18 protein-coding genes are annotated in these 16,064 nt (G+C 61.8%); 6 read left to right on the plus strand and 12 right to left on the minus strand.

Annotated elements, in window-relative coordinates:
* Positions 1-64: 64 nt before the first annotated feature.
* The 8 genes from gyrB to dnaA all read right to left on the minus strand — a co-directional run bounded on the left by gyrB (position 65) and on the right by dnaA (position 7,282).
* Positions 65-2,005: a DNA topoisomerase (ATP-hydrolyzing) subunit B gene (gyrB, locus tag B5G34_RS05515; protein WP_087335022.1), complete on the minus strand. Its 1,941-nt coding sequence runs from the start codon at positions 2,003-2,005 to the stop codon at positions 65-67.
* Positions 2,006-2,091: 86 nt separating this feature from the next.
* A complete protein-coding gene (locus B5G34_RS05520) occupies positions 2,092-2,355 on the minus strand; it encodes an extracellular matrix/biofilm biosynthesis regulator RemA family protein (RefSeq protein ID WP_087335024.1) in 264 nt (87 codons plus the stop codon).
* Positions 2,356-2,667, minus strand: coding sequence for a Tat pathway signal protein (locus B5G34_RS05525; protein ID WP_242956862.1), 312 nt, complete (start codon positions 2,665-2,667; stop codon positions 2,356-2,358). It lies immediately after the preceding gene.
* 52 nt (positions 2,668-2,719) lie between these two features.
* A complete protein-coding gene (recF, locus tag B5G34_RS05530; RefSeq protein ID WP_087335027.1) occupies positions 2,720-3,826 on the minus strand; it encodes a DNA replication/repair protein RecF in 1,107 nt (368 codons plus the stop codon).
* Entirely contained in the window at positions 3,823-4,035 is a 213-nt protein-coding gene (locus B5G34_RS05535; RefSeq protein ID WP_087187244.1) for an RNA-binding S4 domain-containing protein, read from the minus strand. Before B5G34_RS05535 ends, recF begins: the two co-directional genes overlap by 4 nt.
* Positions 4,032-4,472: an acyl-CoA thioesterase gene (locus B5G34_RS05540; RefSeq protein ID WP_087335029.1), complete on the minus strand. Its 441-nt coding sequence runs from the start codon at positions 4,470-4,472 to the stop codon at positions 4,032-4,034. Before B5G34_RS05540 ends, B5G34_RS05535 begins: the two co-directional genes overlap by 4 nt.
* Before the next feature lie 34 nt (positions 4,473-4,506).
* Positions 4,507-5,619, minus strand: a complete 1,113-nt coding sequence (gene dnaN, locus B5G34_RS05545; protein ID WP_087335031.1) for a DNA polymerase III subunit beta — start codon at positions 5,617-5,619, stop codon at positions 4,507-4,509.
* 346 nt (positions 5,620-5,965) lie between these two features.
* Positions 5,966-7,282 carry a chromosomal replication initiator protein DnaA gene (dnaA, locus tag B5G34_RS05550; RefSeq protein WP_087335033.1) on the minus strand — a complete coding sequence of 439 codons (1,317 nt, stop codon included), beginning with the start codon at positions 7,280-7,282 and terminating at the stop codon, positions 5,966-5,968.
* Between the two features lie 770 nt (positions 7,283-8,052).
* On the opposite strand from dnaA, the gene rpmH reads away from it, so the two are divergent.
* The 5 genes from rpmH (at position 8,053) to jag (ending at position 11,054) form a co-directional block, all read left to right on the plus strand.
* A complete protein-coding gene (rpmH, locus tag B5G34_RS05555; RefSeq protein WP_006570963.1) occupies positions 8,053-8,187 on the plus strand; it encodes a 50S ribosomal protein L34 in 135 nt (44 codons plus the stop codon).
* A 101-nt stretch (positions 8,188-8,288) separates the two neighbouring features.
* On the plus strand, positions 8,289-8,636 hold the full coding sequence (rnpA, locus tag B5G34_RS05560; protein WP_087335035.1) for a ribonuclease P protein component: 348 nt from the start codon (positions 8,289-8,291) through the stop codon (positions 8,634-8,636).
* A 1-nt stretch (position 8,637) separates the two neighbouring features.
* Positions 8,638-8,856, plus strand: a complete 219-nt coding sequence (gene yidD / locus B5G34_RS05565) for a membrane protein insertion efficiency factor YidD (protein ID WP_087335037.1) — start codon at positions 8,638-8,640, stop codon at positions 8,854-8,856.
* 41 nt (positions 8,857-8,897) lie between these two features.
* Positions 8,898-10,238 carry a YidC/Oxa1 family membrane protein insertase gene (locus tag B5G34_RS05570; protein WP_087335040.1) on the plus strand — a complete coding sequence of 447 codons (1,341 nt, stop codon included), beginning with the start codon at positions 8,898-8,900 and terminating at the stop codon, positions 10,236-10,238.
* 36 nt (positions 10,239-10,274) lie between these two features.
* On the plus strand, positions 10,275-11,054 hold the full coding sequence (jag, locus tag B5G34_RS05575; RefSeq protein ID WP_087335042.1) for an RNA-binding cell elongation regulator Jag/EloR: 780 nt from the start codon (positions 10,275-10,277) through the stop codon (positions 11,052-11,054).
* A 50-nt stretch (positions 11,055-11,104) separates the two neighbouring features.
* Here the strand turns inward: jag and B5G34_RS05580 are convergent, their stop codons facing one another.
* Entirely contained in the window at positions 11,105-11,671 is a 567-nt protein-coding gene (locus B5G34_RS05580; RefSeq protein ID WP_087335044.1) for a sugar O-acetyltransferase, read from the minus strand.
* Positions 11,672-11,778: 107 nt separating this feature from the next.
* On the opposite strand from B5G34_RS05580, the gene B5G34_RS05585 reads away from it, so the two are divergent.
* Positions 11,779-13,077, plus strand: a complete 1,299-nt coding sequence (locus tag B5G34_RS05585; protein ID WP_087335045.1) for a putative ABC transporter permease — start codon at positions 11,779-11,781, stop codon at positions 13,075-13,077.
* 304 nt (positions 13,078-13,381) lie between these two features.
* On the opposite strand, the gene B5G34_RS19465 is transcribed toward B5G34_RS05585, so the two are convergent.
* The 3 genes from B5G34_RS19465 to B5G34_RS05600 all read right to left on the minus strand — a co-directional run bounded on the left by B5G34_RS19465 (position 13,382) and on the right by B5G34_RS05600 (position 16,058).
* The gene (locus B5G34_RS19465) at positions 13,382-14,650 is read right to left on the minus strand and encodes a stage 0 sporulation family protein (protein ID WP_087335047.1); all 1,269 of its coding nucleotides are present in this window, start codon (positions 14,648-14,650) and stop codon (positions 13,382-13,384) included.
* A gap of 87 nt (positions 14,651-14,737) precedes the next feature.
* Complete coding sequence (locus tag B5G34_RS05595) at positions 14,738-15,733, minus strand: DNA polymerase III subunit delta (protein WP_087335048.1); 996 nt, start codon at positions 15,731-15,733, stop codon at positions 14,738-14,740.
* Between the two features lies 1 nt (position 15,734).
* Positions 15,735-16,058 (minus strand): cyclic-di-AMP receptor, encoded by a 324-nt coding sequence (locus B5G34_RS05600; RefSeq protein WP_087187235.1) that lies wholly within the window; start codon positions 16,056-16,058, stop codon positions 15,735-15,737.
* Between the last annotated feature and the right edge of the window lie 6 nt (positions 16,059-16,064).

The following is a 16,064-nucleotide window of genomic DNA, read 5'->3' on the forward strand; positions in this document are numbered from 1 at the left end:
CCTCTCAATCTTCAGGATAGGGTGGTTCACGGCGGGCGGCCTTTTTACGGTCGCCCCACCTCCCTTAATAATCCAAATTCACCGCGTACTTGGCGTTGCGCTCGATGAACTCCTTGCGGGGCTCCACCTTCTCGCCCATGAGGATGGTGAAGGTCTGGTCGGCGGCCACGGCGTCATCCAGCTCGATGCGCTTGAGGGTGCGCCGCTCCGGGTCCATGGTGGTCTCCCACAGCTCGTGGGGGTTCATCTCGCCCAGGCCCTTATACCGGGAGATATCCACCTTGGCGTTGGGGTTGTCCCCCCGCAGTTCGGCGGCGATCTTTTCCCGCTCGATATCGTCAAAGGCCACCCGGGTGGTCTTGCCCCGGGTCAGCTTGTACAGCGGCGGCACGGCGGCATAGACGTAGCCGTGCTCGATGAGGGGCCGCATGAACCGGAAGAAGAAGGTGAGCAGCAGGGTGCGGATGTGGGAGCCGTCCACATCGGCATCGGCCATGATGATGATCTTGTGATAGCGCAGTTTATCCAGGTCGAAGTCGTCCCCGATGCCCGCCCCCAGGGCGGTGATGACGGGGGTGAGCTTGTCGTTGCCGTACACCTTGTCGGCCCGGGCCTTCTCCACGTTGAGCATCTTGCCCCACAGGGGAAGGATGGCCTGGAAGCGGGAGTCCCGGCCCTGGGTGGCCGAGCCGCCTGCGGAGTCGCCCTCCACGATGTAGATCTCGGTGAGCTCAGGGTTGACCTCGTTGCAGTCCCGCAGCTTGTCGGGCATGGCGGCGCCGCCCAGAGCGGTCTTGCGGCGGATGGACTCACGGGCCTTCCGGGCGGCCTCACGGGCCCGGTTGGCCATGAGGGCCTTGTCCAGGATGGCCTTGCCCACAGCGGGGTTCTCCTCCAGATACTCGGTCAGCTTCTCGGTAACGATGGAGTTGACCAGGGTACGGATCTCGCTGTTGCCCAGCTTGGCCTTGGTCTGGCCCTCAAACTGGGCCTCGGTGAGCTTGACCGAGATGACGCAGGCGATGCCCTCCCGGCAGTCCTCGCCGGACACCTTGTCGTCGTCCTTGAGGATCTTCATCTTTTTGCCGTAGTTGTTGAGCACTGTGGTGAGGGCACGCTTGAAGCCCTCCTCGTGCATGCCGCCCTCGGGGGTGTGAACGTTGTTGGCGAAGGAGACGATGGTCTCGTTGTAGCCGTCGTTGTACTGGAAGGCCACCTCCGCCATGGAGTCGTCCTTCATGCCGGACATGTAGATCACGTCCGGGTGGATGGGGTCCTTGGAGCGGTTGATGAAGGACACGAACTCCCGGATGCCGCCGGCGTAGTGCATGGTGTCCCGCTGCTCCTTACCGGAGCGGTTGTCAATGGTGTGGATGCGCAGACCGGCATTGAGGAAGGCCTCCTCCCGCATGCGGGTGTGGAGGGTGTCGTAGTTGTACTCGGTGATCTCAAACATCTCGGGGTCGGGCTTGAACACCACCTCGGTGCCGTGGCGGTCGGTGTCTCCCACGATCTGCATGGGCTGGGTCACCTTGCCCCGGGAGAACTTCATCTCGTAGATCTTGCCCTCCTTGTGGACCCGGACCTCCAGCCACTCAGACAGGGCGTTGACCACGCTGGCGCCCACGCCGTGGAGGCCGCCGGACACCTTGTAGCCGCCGCCGCCGAACTTGCCGCCGGCGTGGAGGATGGTGAAGACCACCTCCAGGGCGGGCAGACCGGTCTGGGGCTGGATGTCCACGGGGATGCCGCGGCCGTTGTCCACCACGGTGATGATATCCCCATCCCCGATGGAGACGGTGATCTCGTCGCAGTAGCCCGCCAGTGCCTCGTCGATGGAGTTGTCCACAATTTCGTACACCAGGTGGTGCAGGCCGGACTCACTGGTGGAGCCGATATACATGCCCGGGCGCTTGCGGACGGCCTCCAGGCCCTCCAGCACCTGGATCTCGGAGCCGCCGTATTCGTGCTCCACCTGGGTGGTGCTGTTCAATTCTTCAGACATTTGAAAACCTCCGTTGCCGTAACGGGCGGCCAAAGGCCGCCCCTACACACCTTGTAGGGGCCGCCTTTGGCGGCCCGACTTACTGTTTATTCGAAACTGTTGTTCTCCGCCCGCCGCAGCAGGGTGGCGGCGGAGAGCTGAGACAGATAGACGGTGGGCGCCTCCCTGCTGTTGCTGCACAGCACGAAGGACCGGGGCAGATCGTCGGACACGTTAACCAGCCGCCCCTCCTTCTCCGCCCGCTCCAGAAAGGACCGGGTCAGGCGGGAGGAGCTGGTGTTGTCCAGATCAAAGAGCCCCACCACGTCCCGGAAGGGGACCACCACATTCTGGCCCAGATGCAGATACATCTACTTGTCCTCCCTTCTGTCCCGAACGATTTTGGGCTTCCACAGCCACCGGTACAGCCTCCATCCCAGAAAGAGCCCCACAAAGAACCCCAGGGCGGGCACACCGGGAATGAAAAGCAGCTGGGTCACCGGGGAGCTGTCCGACTCCCACAGGTTGAGCCGGTGGAACACCACGTACCCCGTCACCAGGGCGGCGGCCACCGGGGGGATGAGCTTCCACAGCTTACTTCCCTGCCGGGTGAACTGGCATACCAGAAACTCCAGCAGGAAGCCCCCCGCCAGCGGGAGCAGAGCAAGGATCAAAAGTATCATAGGCTTCTCCTGAATCTTATCCACATAAGGGGTGCGTTTTGTGGAAAACCGGTCACCCCACCAGGGTCCCATGGTCGATGTGGAAGGTCTTTCCCTCCCCCAATCTAACCGGGTCCATGGGCTCGCAGCAGGTGATGAACACCTGGCCGCCCGTAATGCGCTTCAACACAAACTCCTGCCGGCGCTGGTCCAGCTCGGAGAGCACGTCGTCCAGCAGCAGCACCGGCCACTCCCCGGTCTCCTGAAAGAAGATTTCCCGGGAAGCCAGCTTGAGAGATAAAGCCGCCGTCCGGGTCTGGCCCTGGGAGGCAAAGGTTTTGGCGCTTACCCCGTCCAGCTCCACCGTCAGATCATCCTTGTGAGGGCCCGACAGACACTGCCGCACCTCCAGCTCCGCCTTCCGGTGGGATTGCTGGTGCTGCAAAAGCTGATCCAATATGGTACGGGTGGGAGCCAGGGGATCTTCGATGGTGCTCACCGTCTGGTAGCGCAGCCCCAGCTCCTCCCTTCCCCCGGAAAAATCCCGGTGGATGGGGGGCGTCACCTCCTGGAGCCGCTTCACAAAGTAGGCCCGGTAGTGGATGAGCATGGCCCCGGTCTGCGCCATCCGCAGATTGAACTCGTCCAGGGTGTCCAGCAGAGAGGGGTGTTCCTCCCAGTCCCGCAGAATGCGGGTCTTGTGGTCGTAAAGACGCCGGTACTCCGCCAAAGCCTCAGCATATCGGGGCCGCAGCTGACAGATGCAGCTGTCCAAAAACTTCCGGCGCACCGCGGCCCCCTCCCGAATGAGCCACAGATCCTCCGGGCAGAAGAGCACGGTGTTGAGCACACCCGCCAGCTCCCCGGCGGTTTTCAATTTCACGCCGTTGGAAAAGAGCTGCCGCCGCACCCCCCGGCCCAGCCGGGCCTCCAGGGTGAAGTCCCGCCCCCGGGAGAAGACCTCCGCCTTCACAAAGCCGTGGTCCACCCCCATCTGAATGAGCTCCTTGTCGTACCGGGCCCGGTGGGAGGAGGCGGTGGACAGGTAGGCGATGCCCTCCAGCAGATTGGTCTTACCCTGGGCGTTCTCCCCCCAGATCACATTGACGTTGGGAGAAAAGCTCCCCTCAAAGTGGAGATAATTGCGAAAAAAGTCCAGGCAGACCGACTTTACGATCATAAAACTTCCACGCGCAGGTCATCCAGGGTGACCACGTCGCCGGGGCGCAGCTTCTTGCCCCGCATGGTGCACACTTCCCCGTTGACCTGAACCTCGCCGTCCTGGATGCGCTCCTTGGCCTCCCCGCCGGTCTCCACCAGACCCTCAAACTTCAGCAGGGATTCCAGCTTGATAAATTCCGTTGTGATTTTGGACTGAATGGTCTTCATACTTCCCCATTTCTCCCTTCTTCGTGCAGGGATTGCAGCAGCTGCCACAGATCGGGCAGCGCTTTTTTCAGGGCCACCGGCCGGGCCTTGGCCCGGTCATAGAAGAAGTGGCCGGAGGTGCCTTCCGCCCGCAGCTCCCCGGTGTCGGCGTTGACCATTTTGTAGGATAGCTGCATTTTGGCGGGAGACAGGGACTCCACCGCCATGTGGATGGCCACCGTCTCCCCGAACCGGGTCATGGAGCGGTACTTGCAGCTGACGTCGGTGACGGCAAAGTCGATGCCCGCGTTCACCGCTCTGTGGTAGCTCCAGCCGATCTGATCCATAAAGTCGGTACGGGCCTCCTCCATCCAAAGGATATAATTTCCATGGTGGACGATGCTCATGCCGTCGGTCTCATAAAATTGCACTTTGTGCAGATAAGGATGCAATTCCAAGGTCTTTTTCCTTTCTTTTGTAACAGGCGGCAGATTACTCCCCGGCCTTCAGGCGGACGGGCAGAACCATATACAGGAAATTCTCCTCCCCCTCGGTGGGCAGGATGACACAGGGGGACACGCTGGTGGACAGCTCCAGCCGCACCTTGTCGGCAGGGGCGGCCTTGAGGGCGTCCATCAGATACTTGTTGTTAAAGCCGATCTCCAGACCCTGGCCGTCGCCGGACACGGGGCACTGATCGTAGGCGTCGCCGATGGCGGTTTTGGTGGAGATCTTCATCAAACCGTCCTCAAACACGCACCGCAGGGGACATTTCAGCTTCTCAGTGATGATCAAAGATACGCGCTCGATGGAGGAGAGCAGGGCCCGGGTCTCACCCTCCAGGCAGATGCCGTTGTTGCGGGGGATGGCCTGGCGGTAAGCCAAAAACTCACCCTCCAGCCGCCGGGTCACCAGCATGGTGGACCCCGCCTTGAACATGATGTGCCGGGCGCCCTGGGTCACCGACACCGGCTCGTCACAGTCGCTGCAAATTTTTTCCACTTCCGACAGGGCGGAGCCGGGCACCACGAAGGAGAATTCCGGGGCGCCGTCCTTCTGGTCAATGGCCTCATGGCGGAGGGCCAGCCGGAAGCCGTCCACCGAGACGATGGTCAGACCCTTGTCGTCAGCCTCAAAGAGGGAGCCGGTGTGGACCGGGCGGCTTTCGTTGTCGCTGACGGCAAAAATGGTCTGGGAAATCATGGCTTTCAGCTTGGACTGGGGCAGGGTGAGGGAATTCTGGTACTCCACCGTGGGCAGCTCGGGAAATTCCTCGGGATCGGTGCCTAGAATGTTGAATTCACTGGGGCCGCAGGTGATGTGCACCATATAATTGTCGGTCTGGAAGGTAACGATGTCGTCGGGCAGCTTCCGGATGATCTCACCGAACAGCCGGGCGGCCAGCACCAGGGTGCCGGTTTCGCTGATGTCGGCAGGGACAATGGTGCGGATACCGGTGTCCAGATTGTAGCCGGTGAGCCGCAGCTCCTGTCCGGCCTCCAGCAGGATGCCCTCCAGAGCGGGAATGGAGCTCTTGGGAGAGACAGCCCGGGAGGCGGTGGAGATGGCCGACTGTAAAAGAGCCTTTTCGCAGGAAAATTTCATAATGGTGTATCCTCCGTTTCATCAGGAGCGGAGACGCTCCGCTTGGATTTCGCGCGCTCCTCCGGAGAGAGGAGGGATAAAGGTCGTAATAGTAAGCCGTAGGGGAAAACATTGTGGAAAAGTGGCGAAACTCCTTGTGGGCCATGGGCTGGCACTTCCACAGGGGGTGTGGACGAAAAAAGGGCACTTTCCACAGGCAAAATCAGGACCAAAAGTTATCCACAGCCCCTTTTCCACATATCCATACTTTTCGGTGGAAATGTGGAAAGAGGTCGCATGGATAAACTGGAAGGACTTATCCATATCCATTCATATTTATGCATGAATATGCAGACAGCATCCAGCCCTATTCATACCGGGCGTTGATGTTGGCGTTGATGTCCTTGATGACCTCGGCGATCTCGGGGGACTGCTTGGTCAGCTTCTCGATGCGGTCGATGGAGTGCATGACGGTGGTGTGGTCCCGGTTGTCAAACTCCTTGCCGATCTCCTTCAGGGACAGGTTGGTCATGCGGCGGATCTGATACATGGCGATCTGCCGGGCCAGGGCGGTGTCCTTGGTGCGCCCCTGTCCCCGGAGGGCCTCCACGTCGATGTTGTAGAACTTGCTCACCTCGTCGATGATGATCTCCGGCGAGGGGAGGAACTCCGCCTTGTCCTTGAACATGTCCCGCACCGCCCGGGTGACGGTGTCCACGTCCACACTCTCCCCCATCAGCTCCTGGAAGGCCAGGATCTTGTTGACGGTGCCCTCGATCTGCCGCACATTGGAGGTGATGTTTTCGGCGATATACTGGAGGACAGGGTCGGGCAGGTTCATGCCCCGGCGGATGGCCTTGGTTTTGATGATGGCCACTCTCGTCTCGTAGTCGGGGGGCTGGATGTCCACAGGCAGGCCCCACTCGAACCGGGTGCGCAGCCGGTCGTCCAGCCGCAGCATCTCCTTGGGGGGGCGGTCGGCGGTGAACACGATCTGCCGCTTGGCCTCATACAGGGTGTTGAAGGTGTGGAACATCTCCTCCTGAGTGGACTCACGGCCGGCGATAAACTGCACGTCGTCCATGAGGAACACGTCGGCGGAGCGGTATTTCTCCCGGAACTCCGGGTTGCGGCCCTCCCGGATGGCCTGGATCAGCTCGTTGGTGAAGGAGTCCCCCTTGATATACACGATGCGGTAATCGGGGTGGGCTTGGTGGATCTTGTGGGCGATGGCGTAGAGCAGGTGAGTTTTGCCCAGGCCGGACTCGCCGTAGATGAACAGGGGGTTGTAGGTCTGGGCGGGCTGCTCAGCCACCGCCAGAGCGGCGGCGTGGGCAAACTTGTTGGAGGCGCCCACCACGAAGCGCTCGAAGGTGTACTCCTCGGTGCCGGGGAGGAAGACGTCATCCACCTTCTTTTTGCCGTAGCCCTCCAGCTCCCCCTCCCCCAGCACCACGATCTCAAAGTCGGAGGAAAAGAGCTCGTGGAGCGCCTTCTGGATGGCGGGCAGGTAGCGGGAGTTGATGATGTCCCGCTTGAAGTTGGAGGGAGTGTGGAGCACGAACCGGTTGGACTCCAGGGCCACGGGGGTGGCGTCGTCAAACCAGGTGTTGATGGTGGTGGCAGTCATCTCCCCCTCCATCAGGGAGAGGACCTTGGCCCAGAGATCGGCCGGTAAATTCACGGAAAGACCACCTCTTTCGTCAAAATGGATGGCCGCTGCCGGCGCAGCAAAACAAGACCTTGAAAGCGAAGGCTTTCAAGACCTGGCTCATGGGTGCTGCCGCCGGCGGCGGGAGTACAGATAATTTAACGAATAACATTATAATGCGTACGGAACAAAGCCGAAATCCTTGGTTTTCAAGGTTTTCGGCTTTGTTCCAGCGCAAGGAGTTTGGAACGTATGATCCAAACTCCTTGCGCCTTTCATTGGAACACAGGATGTTCCAATGAAAATACGCATTGTAACAATGTCTGAATTTCATAAAACGGCCCCCCTGAGCCGTTTTATGAAATTGCGCGGCGACAGCCGCGCAAATAAACCGATTTACGGTTTATTCAGCAGACATTATTATATCAAATCGGTATGTGGAAAGCAACGATACAATTATAAAAAAGAAACCACTTTTCCACACAGCTTTCCACACAGTCTGACAAAGGGCGCCCGGCGGGGACAGGCCCCCGCCCGCCCTGTTTTTGCAGAAGAAAGAGTCTCACGCATAGGGTCTTCTCTCTTTCGGGCCACAACATATGGTATTTCTCTCCCATCTCCATAAAAAAACCAAAAAAGAAAGCAAAATAGTGGTTGACATGCCATTTTGAAATAGGCTATAATACCATGTGCATCGTGTAAATCCATGCGGTGTAAAGCAGTTTTGTTTGACGACCGCAGCCGAAAGGCTGTTGTGGTGGGCGGGGCAACCCGCTTGATTTTTGTACAGGAGGTGTCCCAACATGGTTCGTACCTATCAGCCCAAGAAGCGCCAGCGCTCCAAGGAGCACGGGTTCCGTAAGCGTATGCGTACCGCCAACGGCCGCAAGGTCCTGGCCCGCCGCCGCGCGAAGGGCCGCGCCCGTCTGACCCACTGATGGGTCCGCAAATGGAATAGGGCATTTCATAGGGGCGGGGGAGCTTTTCCCACCGCCCCTGCGCAGCATACGGAAGTTTTGACCGGGAAAGGAGGACCGCCGTGGAACACACCGTATCCCTGAAGCAGAACCACGTGTTCCGCCGCCTGTACAATAAGGGCAAAAGCGCGGTCAATCCCTGTCTTGCACTCTATTGCCGGAAGAACAACTCCCCCCGCAGCCGCCTGGGGATCACCGTAGGCGTGAAGGTGGGCAAGGCGGTGGTGCGCAACCGTACCCGCCGCCGCATCCGGGAGGCCTACCGCATCCATGAGGACCGCTTCCTGCCGGGCTATGACCTGGTGGTGGTGGCCCGGGTACGGGCCGGCCACTGCCGGTACCGGGAGGTGGAGCGCAGCCTGCTCTCCCTGGCGGACAAGCTGGGCCTGCTCCGGAAGGAGGGGGCCTGATTTGAAGCGCCTGCTGCTCTTTTTCATCCGGTTTTACCGCAAGCACATCTCTCCTGCCCGGCCCCCCTGCTGCCGTTTTATCCCCACCTGCTCCCAGTATGCCTTGGAGGCGGTGGAGAAATACGGTGCGCTCAAGGGGGGCTTTTTGGCCATCCGCCGTATTCTGAAATGCCAGCCCTTCCATAAGCAGAAATCCATCGAGTACGACCCCGTGCCGTGACCGCAAGGAAGCGGCAAACAATGTAACTTGGAGGCGCACAAATGGAAATCATCCTCACCCCTTTTGCGTGGCTGCTGCGGTTCTTCTATAGTCTCTGCGGCAGCTACGGTCTGACCCTGGTCCTGTTCGCTCTGGTGGTCAAGGTGGTGCTCTTCCCCCTCTCTCTGAAGGGCAAGCGCAGCATGATCCAGATGAACATCCTGCAGGGCCAGATGCAGAAGCTGCAGAAGCAGTACGGCAAGGACCGGCAGCGCTATAATCTGGAGGTCCAGAAGCTCTACGAGAAGGAGAAGGTCAACCCCATGGGCGGCTGCCTGTGGTCCTTCATCCCCCTGATCATCCTGATGGTCCTCTATCCCATCATCCGCGCGCCCATCCACTACATGATGGGCATTACCGACCCGAATTCCCTCAACGCCATTGCCGAGGCCGTCAACTGGAGCACCCAGGCCGTAGACATGGGCTGGATCAAGCAGGCCGCCGCCAGCTTCACTGAGACTGCCGGCTACTACAATGAGCTCTATCTGGCCTCCCTCATCAACGCCGACAACCTGGCTGCCGTCCAGCAGGCGGTCACCGCCGCCGGCGGCGTGGGAGCCAACGTGTTCTCCATCAACTTCAGCCTCTTTGGTCTGGTGGACCTGTCCCAGATCCCCCAGCTCCAGTTCTGGACCATTACCGGCGGCCTGGGCCTGTTCCTGCTGCCGGTGATCTCCGCCGTGACCGGCGTGTTCTTCTCCTTCATCTCCATGAAGACCAACGCCATCAACAAGCAGAGCGCCCAGAACAACAGCTCCGCCAAGACCATGATGATCGTCTCCCCCCTGATCTCCCTGTGGATCGGCTTTACCCTGCCCGCCGCCCTGTGCGTGTACTGGATCGCCAACAACCTGCTGAGCATGCTGCAGGAGTTTTTGTGCAGCCGTATTCTGAAGAAGGACTACGAGGAGGCCGCCCGCAAGCAGGCCGAGCGTGAGCTCCAGGAGAAGGAAGAGGAGAAGGAGGAGCGCCGCCGCAAAGCCGAGGAGCGGGCCCGCCGCATCGAGGAAGAGAAGCTCAACCGCGGCAAGAAAAAGAAGGCCGAGAAAAAGCACGAGGACGAGGAGAAGATCCCCGGCATCGTGAAGGAGTACAGCCGGGTGGGTATCCGGCAGTACGCCCGCGGCCGTGCCTACGATCCCTACCGCTACAGCGAGGACGGCCCCACCTGCTACCCCGGCGAGGAGCCCATTTTCGGCAGAAAGCAGGACAAGGCCGCTCCCGTGGAGGAGGAGGTCGTGACCGACGCTCCCGCTGTGTGCATCGCACCTGAGACCGGTGAGTCCGCCGATGGGGCGGCCCCTGCCGACACCGCCGTGGACAACGGCGAGACCAAGGAATAACGGCTCTGCCGTGGATTCATAAGGAGAGATACCCAAATGCTGAAATGGATCGAGAGCACCGGCAAGAGCGAGGAGGCCGCCATCGAGGCCGCCCTGCAGAAGCTGGGCATGGATCGGGACGAGGTATCTGTGGAGGTCCTGGAGCGGGCCAAGTCCGGCTTCCTGGGGATCGGCAGCTGCCCCGCCAAAGTGAAAGTGACCTACGAGGCTCCCGACGAGCCGGAGGAGACCCCCGCCCCTGTGGAGGAGGCCCCCGCCGCTCCCGTGGTGGAGCCTGTGAAGGAGGAGACTCCCGCTCCCGCCGTGGAGGCTGAGGCCCCCGCGGCTCAGCCTGTCGCCGCCCCCGCCCAGGGGGAGAAGGCCGAGCAGATCGATGCCTTCCTCACCGGCCTGCTGTCCCACATGGGCGCCCAGGCCAAGCCTGTGATCAAGGTGGACGAGAACGGCACCTACCAGGTGGAGCTGGTGGGCCAGGACCTGGGCGGCCTCATCGGCCGCCGGGGCGAGACCCTGGACGCCATCCAGCAGCTCACCGGCTACGCTGTCAACCACGGCCAGTCCAAGCGTGTCCGCATCCACGTGGACGCCGAGGGCTACCGGGCCAAGCGGGAGGAGTCCCTCATCCGTCTGGCCCACAAGGTGGCGGGCAAGGTGGTCAAGTACCGCCGGAACGTGACCCTGGAGCCCATGAACGCCTATGAGCGCCATGTGATCCACACCGCCCTGCAGGACACCCCCGATGTGACTACCTACTCCATCGGCACCGAGCCCAACCGCCGGACCGTGGTGGCCTACAGCCGGGGCGAGCACCGGTAAAACAGAGATAAAAAGACCCTGAGCCAACGGCTCAGGGTCTTTTTATCTCTTTACGGCTGGTTCTCAATGGCTCGGATCACCTTGCAGGGGTTGCCCACCGCCACCACGTTGGGGGGAATGTCGTGGGTGACCACGCTGCCCGCGCCGATCACCGACCCGCTGCCGATCTTTACTCCGGGCAGCACCGTCACGTTGCCGCCGATCCACACGTTGTCCCCCACGGTGATGGGCTTGGCAAATTCCAGTCTGCTGTTGCGGGTGGGGGCGTCCAGGGGGTGGCCGGCGGTATAAAAGCCGCAGTTGGGGGCGATGAACACATTTTCCCCAAAGACCACCGGGGCGCAGTCCAGCACCACCAGGTTGTAGTTGGCGTAAAAATGCTCCCCCACCGTGATGTTGCAGCCGTAGTCGCATTTGAAACCGTGGTTGATGGTTAAGTGCTCCCCGGTGGAGCCCAGCAGCTCCTTCAGCAGGGCCAGCCGCTCTTTCTCTTCCCCAGGGGGCAGCAGATCCAGCTGATGGCACAGACCGGCCGCCCGGGCCCGCATGGCCTGCAGCTCGGGCACCTCCGTGTTGTATAGCTCACAGTTTACCATTTTTTCAAATTCCGTGTTCATAGCGTCCTCTCTTTCTCTGTAACCGTACAGATTTCCGTTGTCTTTTCCCCGAAAATAAGGTAAGATACCTTTCAGACTGCTGATATCAGAAAGGTGGATACATAGCCGTGTCGTTTGATTCCCTGCTGTGGCTCTTTTTCTGCTACGGCCTGCTGGGCTGGGTACTGGAGACTGCCTACGCCGCCCTGCGGCAGAAGAAGTATGTGGACCGCAGCGTGCTCTTTGGCCCCCTGTGCCTCTCCTATGGCCTGACGGGGGCCATCTTGACCTGGGGCCTCAGCGAGCTGCGGGGCAGCTGGTTCTTCCTCTTCCTGGGCTGCGCCGTGGGTGCCACCCTGGTGGAGTGGGTGGCCGGCCACCTGCTGGAGCGGGCCACCCATACCCGCTGGTGGGACTACAGCGGCAGCCGCTTCCACCTGGACGGCTATATTTGTCTGACGGCCTCGGCCCTGTGGGGCCTGCTGGGCCTGATCGCGGTGGAATGGGTCAGCCCCCTGCTCCTGTCCCTCTATCATCTGCTGCCTCCCCTGCTGGCGGTCATCCTGGTGTGGGTGCTGGTGGGCCTGCTGGCGGTGGACAGCGTGGGTACCATCCTCACCCTCATGGGCATCCGCGGGGCCCTGCCCCGGGTGGAGGCGGTGAACAGCCGCCTGGCCACCCTGTCCATCCGCATGGGAGAATGGATCCTCCGCCGCACCGAGGGCCGGATCCAGCGGACCTATCCCCAGGCGAAATTTGTCCGCCGGAAGGAGAAGGACAAAAGCAATCCCTTTGCCCGGGGCAACAGCTTTTACAGCATCATGCTCCTCTTCCTGGTGGGAGGGGTATGCGGCGATCTGGCCGAGACCATCTTCTGCCGGCTGCGGCTGGGTTGGTGGATGAGCCGGAGCAGTGTGGTGTGGGGCCCCTTCAGCATCGTGTGGGGCCTGGCTCTGGCGGCGGCCACCCTGATGTTTTACCGCTACCGGGACCGGTCGTCCAGCTTCTTCTTTGTGGCGGGCACCCTGCTGGGAGGCCTGTATGAATACCTGTGCAGCGTGTTTACCGAGCTGGTGTTCGGCACCGTATTCTGGGACTACAGCGCCATCCCATTCAACCTGGGGGGCCGCATCAACCTGCTCTACTGCTTCTTCTGGGGCTTTGCCGCCGTGGCCTGGTTCAAGGGCCTTTTCCCCGTTCTGTCCAAGGGGATGGCCAAAATCCCCAAAAAGCCGGGAAAGATCGTGGTGTGGCTGCTGCTGGCCTTCATGACGGTGAATATGGGGGTAAGCGCCCTGGCCCTGGCCCGCTACAGCGCCCGGGCCGCCGGACAGCCTGCCCAGCAGGCCTGGGAGGTCTACATGGATGAGCACTACGGCGATGAGGTGATGAAGCGCATCTATCCCTACGCCGAGATGACGAATTGATATATGAAACCGCAGTATAGACTGTCGAAAAGGCAGACATAACGCAAGGGAGCTCAGTTCTTGCGTAGGAAAAAGCCCTCGGCAGAGTTCCGCCGCCCGCAGGCGGCGGAATAGAATGAAAATCTGTTTTTTCCGGGGACATGTGCCTCGGAAAAAACACTGCTCAGTCCGCAAGCGTACGCACTTTGTGCGTGCGACGCAGCGGGCTGCATCCCCCTCGAAAAAATGCTTGCATTTTTGAGAAGCGTGTCGAGCTTTCTCGACACGCTAAAAGCGGGCGGCCATCGGCCGCCCGCTTTTGGTGTTATTGGGGATTGGGATTCTGGGGCTTGTCCCCACGGGGACGGCGGTGATACCGGCGGCGGGGCCGCTTCTTCTCGCCGGAGGGGGCCTGTCCTTCGGCGGCAGGCTTCTCGGCGGCGGGCTTGGCGCTCTCCTGAGCCTTGGGCTTGCTCTCCGGCCGGGGCTTGTCCCCCTTGGGGGGACGGCTCTGGGCCTTCTGGGGGGCCTGCTTGGCCTCCTCCTTCTTCCCCTGCTGTCCGGCTGCCTGGGGCTGCTCCCCGCTCCCTCTGCGGCGGCGGCTGCGGGTCCGGCGGGTCTCGGCGGCGGCAGGAGCGCTCTCCTCCTCCGCCACACCCAGCCCGGCCAGGGCGGCATTCATATTGTCTCTCAGGGTGCGGGGCTCCTCCACGGGAGTCACCTTCCGCAGCTTGGCCAGCTCCTCCATGGGCGGGGCCACATAGTCCTCCGGCCGCTTGCCCTTGCCGCTGCGGATCACCCGCAGCTCGCAGTTGTGAAAGCACTTGGGGGTCTCGGGCTGGTCCTCCAGGCACACCTTCACGGTCTCCCGCAGCAGGTCCACCTGGCACACGTTGCCCGCCCCCTCGGGGGTCTCCACAAAGGACTCGTTTTTGGGCATCCGGTGGACGGCGTCCTCATAGGCCTCCTGCTCGTACTTCAGGCAGCACATGAGCCGCCCGCAGGTGCCCGAGATCTTGGTGGGGTTGAGGGACAGGTTCTGGGTCTTGGCCATCTTGATGGATACAGGCTGGAACTCGTCCAGGAAGGAGGCGCAGCACAGGGGCCGGCCGCAGATGCCCAGGCCGCCCAGCATTTTGGCCTCGTCCCGGACGCCGATCTGCCGCAGTTCGATGCGGGCGTGGAACACGCTGGCCAGGTCCTTCACCAGGGCCCGGAAGTCCACCCGGCCCTCGGAGGTGAAGAAGAAGAGGATCTTGTTGCCCTCAAAGTTGTACTCCACCTCTACCAGCTTCATGTCCAGCCCGTGGGCGGCGATCTTCTCCTGGCAGATGGTGAAGGCCTTCTTCTCCTTCTCGTGGTTTTTCTGGACCGTCTCCAGGTCCTTGTCGGTGGCGATGCGCACCATGGGGCGCAGAGGCTGCACCACCTCTTCATCCTCCACCATGGTGTTGCCCTGGGCGCACTCGCCGTACTCCAGGCCACGGGAGGTCTCGATGATGACCCCCTGACCGGGAGCAACCTGCTGGCCCTGGGGGTCGAAATAGTATTGCTTGCCCCCGCTTTTGAAGCGGACGCCGATGATTTCGGTCATGATTACCTCCGATATCAGATCAAAAATGAAAAAAGAAGACGGAAGATATGGTAGGGGCCGATGCCCACATCGGCCCGTGTCCCGCCTCTATTTCAGGCTGTTTGTCAGTCCGGCCCCCAGCCAGCCGGCGATGTGCCCCGGGCCCACGTAGAAGCCGCAGGCGGTGCGCAGCTGCTCGGTCAGGGCGGCGGCGCCGGTGAGCACCTTGGGGGACAGGGCCTTGGCCCCCTGCTCCGCCAGCGCCTTCCGGCGGGGGTCACTCTCATGGAGGGCCCCGGCGGCGCACACCAGGCAGTCCCGCACCAGCAGGAGAAATTCATCCAGCAGGGCGCTGAGGGAGTCCCGGTCCCACTTGTCCCGCTCCAGTCCGGCGCAGAAGTCCAGGATGGCCAGCTCGTCCCTGGAGCACAGCCGCTCCAGCAGGGCAGCCGCCCCCTCCAGGGCCTTTCCGTCGGCGGCCTTGCCCTCCAGCTGGTCCACCGCCCGGCCTAAAATGCCCTCGCACCGGGCGGCGGCGTTGGAGATCTCCGCCTGGGAGCGGTCGGGATAGCGGGCGGCCAAAAAGGCTTCCGCCTCCTGGACGGTCACCGGGGAGAGGGTGAGCACCTCGCACCGGGAGCGCACCGTGGACAGCAGGGCGGCGGCGTTGTCGGTGAGCAGCAGGAAGGCGGCGTAGGCCGGTCCCTCCTCCAGCAGCTTGAGCAGCGCGTTCTGGCTGGGGTCGTTCATGTTCTGGGCCCCCTCCAGGACGTACACCTTCCTGGGGGCCTCGTTGGGCTTGATGTAGGCGTCGTTGCGGATGGCCCGCACCCGGGCCACATTGAGCTCGTCCCCCTCGCCGCCGGCGTGGATCACGTCGGGGTGGATGTTCCCCAGGGCCTTTTTGCAGCCGGAGCAGCACAGGCAGGGGATCTCCCCCCCGCCGGTGCACACCAGGGCGGCGGAAAGCAGGCCGGCCAGGGTGCGCTTGCCCGACCCCGCCGGCCCGCTGATGATATAGGCGTGGGACAGCCCCCGCCGGGCGGTCTCCAGGGAGAGCTGCCGCTTCAGGGGAAGGTTCCCCACCAGCCGGGACAGCTCCATCTTACACCCGCTCGAAGCGCTCGATGTCCACCACGAAGATGGTGGCGCCGCCCACCACCACCTCCACAGGCATGGAGGGGTAGTAGCCGTAGCTCATCTCGGTGGTGGTGGGGATCATCTGCTTGCGGGAGTGGGAGTGCTCCTTGATGATGTCAATGACGTTCTGCACCTTCTCCTCGTCCACGCCGATGAGGATGGTCACGTTGCCCGCCATCAGGAAGCCGCCGGTGGTGGCCAGCTTGGTGGAAGAAAAGCCCTTCTTGGTGAGGGCCTGGGTAACGGTGTTGGCGTCGTCATGATTGATAATCGCAAGAACCAGTTTCATGGGGTA

The organism is Flavonifractor sp. An82 (genome assembly GCF_002159265.1).
GTDB lineage: Bacteria > Bacillota > Clostridia > Oscillospirales > Oscillospiraceae > Flavonifractor.

Excerpts from the sequence above, each read along its gene's own strand:
- gyrB (WP_087335022.1), bottom strand. The coding sequence starts at position 2,005 with ATGTCTGAAGAATTGAACAGCACCACCCAGGTGGAGCACGAATACGGC.
- B5G34_RS05520 (WP_087335024.1), bottom strand. The coding sequence starts at position 2,355 with ATGTATCTGCATCTGGGCCAGAATGTGGTGGTCCCCTTCCGGGACGTG.
- B5G34_RS05525 (WP_242956862.1), bottom strand. The coding sequence starts at position 2,667 with ATGATACTTTTGATCCTTGCTCTGCTCCCGCTGGCGGGGGGCTTCCTG.
- recF (WP_087335027.1), bottom strand. The coding sequence starts at position 3,826 with ATGATCGTAAAGTCGGTCTGCCTGGACTTTTTTCGCAATTATCTCCAC.
- B5G34_RS05535 (WP_087187244.1), bottom strand. The coding sequence starts at position 4,035 with ATGAAGACCATTCAGTCCAAAATCACAACGGAATTTATCAAGCTGGAA.
- dnaN (WP_087335031.1), bottom strand. The coding sequence starts at position 5,619 with ATGAAATTTTCCTGCGAAAAGGCTCTTTTACAGTCGGCCATCTCCACC.
- rpmH (WP_006570963.1), top strand. The coding sequence starts at position 8,053 with ATGGTTCGTACCTATCAGCCCAAGAAGCGCCAGCGCTCCAAGGAGCAC.
- B5G34_RS05570 (WP_087335040.1), top strand. The coding sequence starts at position 8,898 with ATGGAAATCATCCTCACCCCTTTTGCGTGGCTGCTGCGGTTCTTCTAT.
- jag (WP_087335042.1), top strand. The coding sequence starts at position 10,275 with ATGCTGAAATGGATCGAGAGCACCGGCAAGAGCGAGGAGGCCGCCATC.
- B5G34_RS05580 (WP_087335044.1), bottom strand. The coding sequence starts at position 11,671 with ATGAACACGGAATTTGAAAAAATGGTAAACTGTGAGCTATACAACACG.
- B5G34_RS19465 (WP_087335047.1), bottom strand. The coding sequence starts at position 14,650 with ATGACCGAAATCATCGGCGTCCGCTTCAAAAGCGGGGGCAAGCAATAC.
- B5G34_RS05595 (WP_087335048.1), bottom strand. The coding sequence starts at position 15,733 with ATGGAGCTGTCCCGGCTGGTGGGGAACCTTCCCCTGAAGCGGCAGCTC.
- B5G34_RS05600 (WP_087187235.1), bottom strand. The coding sequence starts at position 16,058 with ATGAAACTGGTTCTTGCGATTATCAATCATGACGACGCCAACACCGTT.